We start from the raw sequence: 9,510 nt of genomic DNA, 5'->3' as shown, positions 1-9,510 counted from the left end.
GGCACCCCGTCCCGCAGGTCCTCCCCGTCCGGCGGCCCCGGGACAGTCCCCGGTCATGGCGTCGCTGGTGAAGACCGGCGATCCCGCCGACGAGCCGGCCCCCCGGTCGCCCGTCGCGGGCGAGTGACCGGGCGTCGAACAGGTGCCGCTCTGGGGTGAGCTGCTTGTCGCGGCCGTCATCTTCGTCGGTCTGGTCGGGATCGTCGTCCCGATCCTGCCGGGAACGCTGCTGATCGCCTCCGCGCTCCTCGTCTGGGCGATCGTCGTGGGCGGTTGGGCCTGGTCGGTGTTCGCCGCGGCCCTCCTCGCGCTCGTGGTCGGCGAGGTGATCAAATACCTCGTCGCCGGAAAGTCGTTGCGCACGGACGGTATTCCGAACCGGACCGTCGTGGTCGGCGGTCTCGTCGGGATCGTCGGTTTCTTCGTCGTGCCCGTGATCGGTCTGCTGCTCGGCTTCGTCGTGGGTGCGGTGGCCGCCGAACTCGTGCGTACCCAGAGTCTCGAGTTGGCTTGGCGCGGCGCGGTGGCCGCACTCAAGGCGGCGGCCAAGACGATCGGCATCGAACTGCTCTTCGCGCTCGTCGCCACCAGCATCTGGACGGGTGGCGCATTCGTCTGGTGAGGCCCGTTCTCCGAGAACGGGATACGCGCGACCTCCGCGTGCCAGAATGGCGCCTGTGCGCATCGGGATGACGATGCCCGTGATGGAGCCGGACCTCGACGCAGGAACGCTCCACTCATGGGCCACCACCATTGACGACGGCCCGTTCAGCTCCCTGTGCTGGGGTGAGCGGATAGCGTTCGACAACCCCGAATGCCTGACGTTCCTCGGTGCGGCAGCCGCGTGGACCCGGCGCGTGCCGTTGGTGATGACCGTCGTCGTGCCCCAGCTGCACGACCCGGTCATGCTCGCGAAGGCGCTGGCCACCGGAGACATGCTGTCGGAGGGCCGGCTCACCGTGGCGCTCGGGGTCGGCGGCCGACACGAGGATTACCGGGCCGTCCGCGCCGACCCGTCCACCCAGACCATGCGGCAGCTCGCCGAACGTGCCGAGACGATGAAACGGGTCTGGGCGGGCGAGAAGCTGACCGAGTCGGTGCTTCCGGTCGGACCGCTGCCGCATCGCAAGGGCGGTCCGTCGCTGCACGTCGGGACCACCGGGCCCAAGACGATCCGCAGCGCCGTCGACTGGGCCGACGGCATCGCCGGGGTCACCCTCGATCTCGACGCGTCGAAGCAGAACGAACTGTTCGACGTCGCGCGTTCGGCATGGGCCGAAGCCGGGCGTCCCGCACCGCATCTCGCGACGTCGTTCTGGTTCGCCATCGGCGAGGGCGACGCACCTCGGGCGCAGGTGACCCGGCACCTGCACCACTACATGAACTGGATTCCGACGGAGTTCGTCGACGCCATCGCACCCACAACGGGGTGGTCGGGTACCGAGGCCGAACTCGGGGAGGTGCTGCGCCGCTTCGCCGACGTCGGCACCGACGAAGTGCAGCTCATCCCGACGAGTTCGGACCCCGACCAGCTCCGACGCGCGGCGGACGTCGCCGCAGCGTTCACCTGATCTCCCCCGAAAACGACATTGCGGCAGTTGATTCCGGAATCCGGAACCAGCTGCCGCAAGTCCTCGGTGATCAGTGGGAGGCGTCTGCCCCGGGCTTGAGCATCACCAGGCACAGCACGGCGGCTGCCGCAGTGAGGATGCCCGAGAAGATCAGGCACAGCTGCATACCGTCGAGGAAGGCGTCGCCCACGGCGTTCATGACAGTCGGGGTGTCCGCGCCGAGATCGAGACCTGTCACCGCACCGAGGCCCTGACCGTCCACCGCGTCGACGACGCGCTCGCGCATCTCGCCGTCGACACCCGCGTCGGCGAGCTGCCCGGGCAGCGAGTCCACCGCGCCCGCGGTGAGCAGGGCGCCGAGGACGGCCGGACCGAGCGCGCCGCCGACCTGACGGAAGGCGTTGTTGCCGGCCGCCGCCATGCCCGCAAGCCGATAGGGCACCGCGGAGACCGCGGTCGCGGTCATCGGGGCCATCACGAAGCCCATACCCAGGCCGAGGACGACCAGGCGCCACCCGATCGCGGCGAACGAGGTGCCGGCATCGATGGTGAGCAGCGCGAACTGCGCCGCCGCGACCGCGGCCAGACCGCCGCCGATCAGGAAACGCGCCTGAACCTGGTGCATCATCTTGCCCGCGAGCGCACCCACGATCATGGATGCGCCGTTCATCAGCGCGAGGCGCCAGCCGGCCTCGATGGTGCCGAGCTGCTGCACCATGCCGAAGTACATGCTGAGCACGAAGATGAAGCCGATCAGCGACAGGAAGCTGATCATCGCGATCAGCGTGGTGACGGTGAAGGCGCGGCTGCGGAACAGTGCGAGGTCGAGCATCGGGCTGTCCGAACGGCGCTCGACCGCAACGAAGGCCGCACCTGAGAGAACCGCGATGATCAGGGCGGTGATCACGCGGGGGTCGCCCGGTCCGTTGACGCCGGCCTCGATCACGCCGAAGACCAGTGCGGTGACCGCGACGGCCGCGGTCACCTGACCGGGCCAGTCGAGACGTCGGGTGTGCGGGGCACGCGACTCCGGAAGCGCCGTCAGGGCGATCGCGAAGGCGGCGACGGCGAACGGGATGGGCAGCACGTAGATGAAGCGCCAGCCCATGTTCTCGGCCACCGGTCCGGCGATCAGCGGACCCACGGTGAGCGCCAGCATCAGCGACGAGGCCCAGATGCCGATGAACTTTCCGCGTTCACGGAAGTCGGGGACCGCGTGGCTGATGAGCGCAAGGGTCGTCGGCAGCAGCGCGGCGGCACCGGTGCCCGCCAGGGCCTGTCCGACCCACACGAACTCGATCGACTGCGCGGAGAGCGCGACGACGGCACCAAGGGTGGACAGCACGAGACCGGTCAGATAGACCTTGCGGCGGCCGTGGACGTCGCCGAAGACGCCGGCGGTCAGGATGAATGCCGCCATCGGCAGCACGAAGGCGTCCTGCACCCAGGACAGCTGCGCTGTCGATGCGCCGAGGGCGTTGCCGATCGCCGGCAGGCTGACCGCGACGCTGGTGATGGGCAGGTAGGCCACGAAGACGCCGAGGCAGGCCATCACGATGGTGGCCGTCCGGTGCTCCGGGGGAGCGGGAAGGGTGGTGGACGTGGTGGTCACGCACTCTCGCTTTCGATGTCGGGGGTGACCGGGCACGGCCCGGTGATCGGACGCGACCACGGGTCGTCGTCTCGGGAGGGGCCTCGGCGATGCGATGGTTGCCGCGCGATGAAGCGCAGAACCCAATTGTCCGGTGCACGTGTACAAAAACGGCAGCCGGATCACTCTGTGCGGAACATTTGTCGGTTGAGGTAATGATCACGCGTAGTATTCCTCCATGATGGACGACACCGACGGAACAATCCTCCGCGCTCTCCAGGTCTATCCGCGGGCATCGTTCCGCCTGCTCGGCGAGGTCGCCGGGATCTCCGAGCAGACCGCGGCGAGGCGGTATCAGGCCCTGCGTCGCGCCGGGGTGACCAGAGTCGTCGGCGTCGTCCGGCCGGCGGTGCGTGGCGATGCGGAGTGGGTGGTGCGCGTTCGGTGCCGTCCGGACCGGCTGGAACCGCTCGCCGCGTCCCTCGCTCGGCGCCGAGATGTGGTCTTCGCCTACGTCGTCTCCGGCGGAACCGAGATCGTCTGCATCGTCCGGGCACCGATCGTGGCCGTCGGCGACGATGCGCTGCTGGCGGCGCTGCCGTCGCGTGCGGCGGTCCTCGACCTTCGCGTCGATCTCCTGTTGCACGCATTCAACCCGGGTTCGGCGTCGAAGTGGACCGGTTTCGGCGGGTGCCTGCCGGAGGAGTCCCGGGCGCTGGTGGCCGCGGCGGCCTCCGGTGCCGCCGGTGTCGAGGAGGAGGCGGTCGACGGCGGGGCCGTCGAGAACGCGCGCCTGACCGACGACGACGCGCCGCTCATCGCCGCGCTGACACAGGACGGCCGTCTGCCGCATCGGGAGCTGGCACGTGTCTGCGGGTGGACGGTGGGGCGTGTGCGTCGACGGTTGCGGACGCTGGAGCAGGGCGGCGCACTGCAGTACGACGTCGAGATCCTGCCCGAGCGACTGGGTTTCGATCTGAGTGCCACACTGTGGCTCGAGGTGTCGCCGGGCGCGATCGATGCGGTGGGTGAGGCGGTCGCCGCGCACGACGAGGTGGCGTTCGCGGCCGCGATCAGCGGCGAACACAACCTCATGGTCTCGGTGATCTGCCGGAACGCCGACGATTTCTACCGCTATCTGCGCACCAGAATCGGTGCGATGGAAGGGATTCTTGGCTACTCGGTCAGCATCCGTGTCCGGCGGCTGAAGCAGAACGCGTCACTCGTGGTGCAGGGGCGGCTGATTCAGCCCGTCTGACCCCGATTGGCCTCGGTGACACGAATCTGCCGTTCGGAAGTACCGGCTGGGGGCGTGGTGCACGGTAACTTCCTTCTGTGACCTCGCCGACGACCGACAACCAGGGCCTGGTGCGGTTGTGCGTGCTCGCTGTCCTCGCCGGCTGCGTGACCGGCGTCCTCGGCGGGGCTTTCCGGTGGTGCCTCGACCATCTCAACCGGTGGCGGTTCGAGATGCTGGACTGGGCGGACGGTCTCGGCGCCCCGGGATGGTTCATCCCGGTCGCGGTGACAGCCGCGGGCGCGGCCTTCGGGGCGCTCGTCTCGCACCTGGTGCCGACCGCGGCGGGTAGCGGCATCCAGCATGTGGAGGCCGTCGAACGTGGTGAGGCGGAGCCGGCGCCGCTACGTGTCATCCCCGCACGATTCTTCGGTGGACTGGCCGCGATCGGTTCGGGTCTCATCCTCGGGCGAGAGGGCCCGACCGTGCACATGGGTGCCGCCGTCGGCTCCGAGACCGGACGCCGTGCCGGACTCGACCAATTCGACCTCCGCGTCATGCAGACCTCCCTCAGCGGGGCCGGCCTCGCGGTCGCCTTCACCGCGCCGGTGGGTGGCGCGCTCTTCGCGCTCGAGGAGGTGACGCACTCATTCCGGCTGCGGGTGGTCATACCGACCATCCTCGCAGTCGCTGCTGCGGTGGCCTGCGGTCACGTGATCCTCGGCGACCGGCCCGACTTCCTCGTCGGCGTGGTGGCCCCACCCTCGATCACCCTGCTGCCGGTGTTCGTGGTCTTCGGTCTGCTCAGTGGCCTCGTCGGGATCGCCTACGGGAGAGCGGTTCTCGGCGCGATCCAGGGGGTACGCGGGATCACCCGCGTCCCGGCGATCGCGAAGGCCGCGATCATCGGTGCGATCGTCGGCGGGCTGATGGCCGTCGACACCGATGCCGCCGGGGGCGGAGACAACCTGGCGCAACAGATCTTCGACGGCTCGGTGGTCCTGCCGGTGGTCGCCGCACTGTTCATCGTTCGGTTCGTCGCCGGACCGCTGTCCTATGCCGCGGGCACACCGGGAGGTCTGTTCGCCCCGATGCTCGCGCTCGGTGCGCTGTGGGGTGTCCTGTTCGCCGCGGGCCTCGACGCCGTGATCCCGCAACCGGATTCGACGCTGCGCGACGCCCTGGTGCTCGCGGGCATGGCCGCACTGTTCGGTGCGGTGGTCCGGGCGCCGCTCACCGGCATGGTCGTCGTGATGGAGATGAGCGCGACGACGACGGTGGCGGTCCCCATGCTCGCCGCGACCGCGGCGGCCGTGCTCGTGGCACATCTCTCCGGGACCCCGCCCGTCTACGACTCGCTGCGCGAACAGATGCTCGCCAACGACGCTTCCCGCGAACGGGATTCGGGCGCCTAGAAGGTACGCGTGTGCGCGCCGAGCGGCACGATCAGCGGTCCGCCCGAGATCGGGTCCGTCATCACATGTGCCCGCAGGCCGAAGGCTTCGTCGAGCATCGCGGCGTCGATGACCTGGGCCGGGGCGCCCGTGGTGACGATGGCGCCGTTCTTCATGACCACCAGTGAATCGCTGTAGCGGGCCGCGAGATTGAGGTCGTGAAGGACCATGACCACGGTCTTGCCGTGATCGTCGCGGAGACGACGGACCAGGTCGAGGACGTCGATCGAGTGTGCGAGGTCGAGGTAGGTGGTCGGCTCGTCGAGCAGGATGAGGTCGGTGCCCTGCGCGAGCGTGAGTGCGATCCAGACCCGCTGGCGCTGACCGCCGGAGAGCGCGTCGAGGGTACGGTCGGCGAGTTCGAGGGTGTCGGTCATCTCCATCGCCTCGGCCACCGCGGCCTCGTCGGCGGCGGTTGCCTGCTGGTACCACCGCTGATGCGGATGCCGGCCCCGCCCGACCAGGTCGGCGACGGTGAGACCCTCGGGCGCCACCGGGTTCTGGGGCAGGATCGCCAGGGTCCGGGCGACCTGCTTGGGCCGCACGTGCGCGATGTCCTCGCCGTCGAGGAACACGGTGCCCGCCTTTGGCGGCAGCAACCGGGCGAGGCATCGCAGGAGCGTCGACTTGCCGCAGCCGTTGGAGCCGATGATGGTCGTGACCCGGCCGTCGGGGATGTCGATGTCGAGACCGTCGATCACCACTCGCTGGTCGTAGCCGACGGTGAGTCCGCTGCCGCGAAGCCGGGCCGTCGTCTGCGGGGCGTTCTCGGTGGGGGAGATGGTCATACGGTCGCCTTCCGGGACATCGCGATCATCAGGTAGATGAGGAACGGTCCGCCGATCGCGGCGGTGACTATGCCCACGGGTAGGCCGCCGGGCAGCACAGTGCGGCACAACAGATCTCCGCCGAGCACGAGGGACGCACCGACCAGGCCGGACAACAACGGCGTCGGAACCGCGGTGCGGGCCAGCCGCAGCGCGATCTGTGGGGCGAGCAACGCGACGAAGGCGATCGGTCCGGCGGCGGACACGCACAGCGCACTGACCAGGACCGCGGTCAGCAGCAGTGTCGCGGACACCGCGCCGGTCCGGACGCCGAGTCCGCGTGCGAGATCCGGTCCGAGGCTGAGCATGCCGATCTGCCGCGAGAACACGACGATCACCACGATCCCGAAGACGACCCCACCGACCACCGGCCAGACATTGGACCAGCCCACGTTGGCGACCGAGCCGACCAGCCACACCTGGGCACGCCCGACGTCGCGAATGTCGGCACGGGTGAGCAGGAAGTTGGTCAGCGCCTGCAACATCCAGGTCATGCCGACGCCGATCAGCACGAGGCGGAACGGGTTGATGCCGCTGTTCGCCTTGCGGCCGGGCCAGGCGAGCACGTACATGAGCGCCGCGGTCAGGAGGGCGCCGATCATCGCCGACGCCGGGACGCCGAGGTCGCCGAACCAGCTGCCCCAGCTCGTGGTCGAGAAGGCGATTGCCGCGACCGCCGCCGCACTCGCACCGGCGGTGATGCCGAGGATGTCCGGGGTGGCGAGGGGGTTCTGGGAGATCAGCTGGGTGATGGAGCCGGAGAACCCGAGCCCGATGCCCACCAGCAGGCCGACGAGGGCCCGGGGGAGCGCGACGTCGAAGACGACGACGTTCTCGATGCGGGTGCCGCCGCCCAGCAGGATGCGCGCGACGTCGATCGGGGTGAGAGGGAAGTCGCTGACGCCGACGCCGGTCAGGAACAGCACCACCGCGAGTGCCGCCGAGACGAGCGCGACGACCAGCATGCGCGGACGCACGACGAACGACACCGGCTCGATCGCGAGGCGGTAGCCCCCGGGATGCGGGGCGACGCTGCGGGTACGTGCTGCGAGGCCACGAGCACGGGGCTCGGGCGTCTTCACGTCGGAGGAGTTCATACGGTTGCCAACCTCTGCCGACGGACCAGGAAGATCAGGAACGGAGCGCCGACCAGGGCCAGCATGACGCCCACCTGGACCTCACCCGGACGCGCGACGACGCGGCCGAGGATGTCGCAGCCGACGAGGAGTATCCCGCCGAGCAGTGCCGAGTACGGAATGATCCAGCGATAGTCGGCGCCGACGAACGCACGCGCGATGTGCGGTACCACCAGTCCGAGGAACACGATGGGCCCGCAGGCCGCGGTGGCGGCGCCGATCAGCAGAGTGATCGTCAGGATGCCGAGCGCGCGGATGAGGATCACCCGCGAGCCCAGGGCCTTGGTCATGTCGTCACCGAGGCTCAGGACATTCAGGAAGAAACCGCTCGCCAGCGCGAACACGAGTCCGACGCTGATGAACGGCAGGCTCGCCCAGAACACGTCGATGCCACGGCCGGCGGTCGAACCGACGCTCCAGAATCGCCACTGGTCGAGCGAGTTGGTGTCGACGAGCACGATCGATGATGTGATCGCGGTGAGCATCGCCGTCAGTCCCGTTCCCGCGAGGATCAGGGTCAGCGGACTCGAGCCGCTCAGTGCCGACAGCCCGAAGACGACGGTCGCGGCGATGATCGCGCCGAGCAGTCCGAAGAACATGAAGGCGACGGGGCTGGTGATCCCGAGCAGGTAGATCCCGGCCACGACCGCGCACGCGGCTCCGGCGTTGACGCCGAGCATGCCGGGATCGGCGATGGGGTTGCGCGTGTGTCCCTGGGTGATGGCACCGGCGGCGCCGACGGCCAGACCGGCGAACAATCCGAGCAGGGTTCGCGGGACGCGGAGATCCCAGACGATGCCGTCGACGTCGGTGTCCTTGGTGATCTCCGGCAGCCGGAGATCGAGGAGGGCGGCCCAGACCTCGGTGATCCCGGCGGCGAAACTCGTCCACACCTCGTCGAGCGGGACGGGGCGGGTACCGAACAGCACGGAGGCCACGACCAGCCCCACCAGAGCCGCGACCAGCACGGGAATGCCGAGAACACGAAGGGAGCGGCGCACGAAGGGTTACCTTACCAACGCTGGTCGGCGACTCTCGCGGCGCGGCACCGTGGATGTCGTTCGGGTAACGAAAGACCGCACCGGAGTTAGTGGAGGCTGTGTCTTCGGTAACACTGCGATGAGCTCGGATCGATATGCCCAGTGTTTCGAGGGTTCTGAAAACAGGAGGATCGATGAAGTCATTCAAACGGGCCGTTGTCGGAGTGTTGGCTGCGGGAAGCATCGCGGCGGGCACACTCGTGGGTGCCGCGCCCGCGCAGGCCGCCGTCCCCAACCTGCAGATGACGGGTGGGGTCTACTGCCAGTTCGGAGCCCCGGGTACCCCGTGGAACCAGGCGTGGAGCATGACCCGGTTCATGCGTGTCACGGCGCGTGACGGCGATTTCCGCAACGTCACCCTGCAGGAGAGCGGCGGCGCGACGAAGTTCAAGCCGCTGCTGAAGAAGAACGAATCCCTGCTGATCAAGACCACCTGGTTCGGCTGCTTCCCGTCGTCGATCTCCGGGTACGCGATCTCCGACTACGCCGAGAACCTGACCGACAACGTCGGCTTCTGGTGGAACGTGCGACGCATCGACAACCCGTTCGACCGGTTCGGCACGGGCTCGTCCGCGTCGGCGTCCGCGCTGACCGGCGGCGGCAACACGGTCAAGGGAGTGCCCACCATCCCCGGGCGCTGAGTCCGTAGAGAAC

General features: G+C 69.0%; 9 protein-coding genes. 5 read left to right on the top strand and 4 right to left on the bottom strand.

Annotated features, from left to right (window positions below; genetic code table 11):
- Positions 1–142: 142 nt before the first annotated feature.
- Positions 143–622 (top strand): DUF456 domain-containing protein, encoded by a 480-nt coding sequence (locus tag GOALK_RS01730; RefSeq protein WP_006357054.1) that lies wholly within the window; start codon positions 143–145, stop codon positions 620–622.
- 46 nt (positions 623–668) lie between these two features.
- On the top strand, positions 669–1,571 hold the full coding sequence (locus GOALK_RS01725; RefSeq protein WP_006357053.1) for an LLM class flavin-dependent oxidoreductase: 903 nt from the start codon (positions 669–671) through the stop codon (positions 1,569–1,571).
- 70 nt (positions 1,572–1,641) lie between these two features.
- Here the strand turns inward: GOALK_RS01725 and GOALK_RS01720 are convergent, their stop codons facing one another.
- Entirely contained in the window at positions 1,642–3,123 is a 1,482-nt protein-coding gene (locus GOALK_RS01720; RefSeq protein WP_281430803.1) for an MFS transporter, read from the bottom strand.
- A 280-nt stretch (positions 3,124–3,403) separates the two neighbouring features.
- Between GOALK_RS01720 and GOALK_RS01715 the strand changes: the two genes are divergently transcribed.
- Positions 3,404–4,420 (top strand): Lrp/AsnC family transcriptional regulator, encoded by a 1,017-nt coding sequence (locus GOALK_RS01715; RefSeq protein WP_081474296.1) that lies wholly within the window; start codon positions 3,404–3,406, stop codon positions 4,418–4,420.
- A 77-nt stretch (positions 4,421–4,497) separates the two neighbouring features.
- Entirely contained in the window at positions 4,498–5,814 is a 1,317-nt protein-coding gene (locus GOALK_RS01710) for a ClC family H(+)/Cl(-) exchange transporter (RefSeq protein ID WP_006357050.1), read from the top strand.
- Here GOALK_RS01710 and GOALK_RS01705 read toward each other — a convergent pair.
- From GOALK_RS01705 to GOALK_RS01695, 3 genes are read right to left on the bottom strand one after another with little or no spacing between them, the layout of a single operon-like run.
- Complete coding sequence (locus tag GOALK_RS01705; RefSeq protein WP_006357049.1) at positions 5,811–6,641, bottom strand: ABC transporter ATP-binding protein; 831 nt, start codon at positions 6,639–6,641, stop codon at positions 5,811–5,813. The two genes, GOALK_RS01710 and GOALK_RS01705, sit on opposite strands and share 4 nt — an antisense overlap.
- A complete protein-coding gene (locus GOALK_RS01700; RefSeq protein ID WP_006357048.1) occupies positions 6,638–7,777 on the bottom strand; it encodes a FecCD family ABC transporter permease in 1,140 nt (379 codons plus the stop codon). The genes GOALK_RS01705 and GOALK_RS01700 overlap by 4 nt, the downstream gene beginning before the upstream one ends.
- Positions 7,774–8,817, bottom strand: coding sequence for a FecCD family ABC transporter permease (locus GOALK_RS01695; RefSeq protein WP_006357047.1), 1,044 nt, complete (start codon positions 8,815–8,817; stop codon positions 7,774–7,776). Before GOALK_RS01695 ends, GOALK_RS01700 begins: the two co-directional genes overlap by 4 nt.
- A 173-nt stretch (positions 8,818–8,990) precedes the next feature.
- Between GOALK_RS01695 and GOALK_RS01690 the strand changes: the two genes are divergently transcribed.
- Positions 8,991–9,497, top strand: a complete 507-nt coding sequence (locus GOALK_RS01690) for a hypothetical protein (RefSeq protein WP_006357046.1) — start codon at positions 8,991–8,993, stop codon at positions 9,495–9,497.
- Positions 9,498–9,510 lie beyond the last annotated feature (13 nt).

The sequence above is a fragment of the Gordonia alkanivorans NBRC 16433 genome, from assembly GCF_000225505.1.
Lineage (GTDB): Bacteria > Actinomycetota > Actinomycetes > Mycobacteriales > Mycobacteriaceae > Gordonia > Gordonia alkanivorans.
Note: the sequence above shows the minus strand (reverse complement) of the source record. Positions and strands in the feature narration are given on the sequence as shown.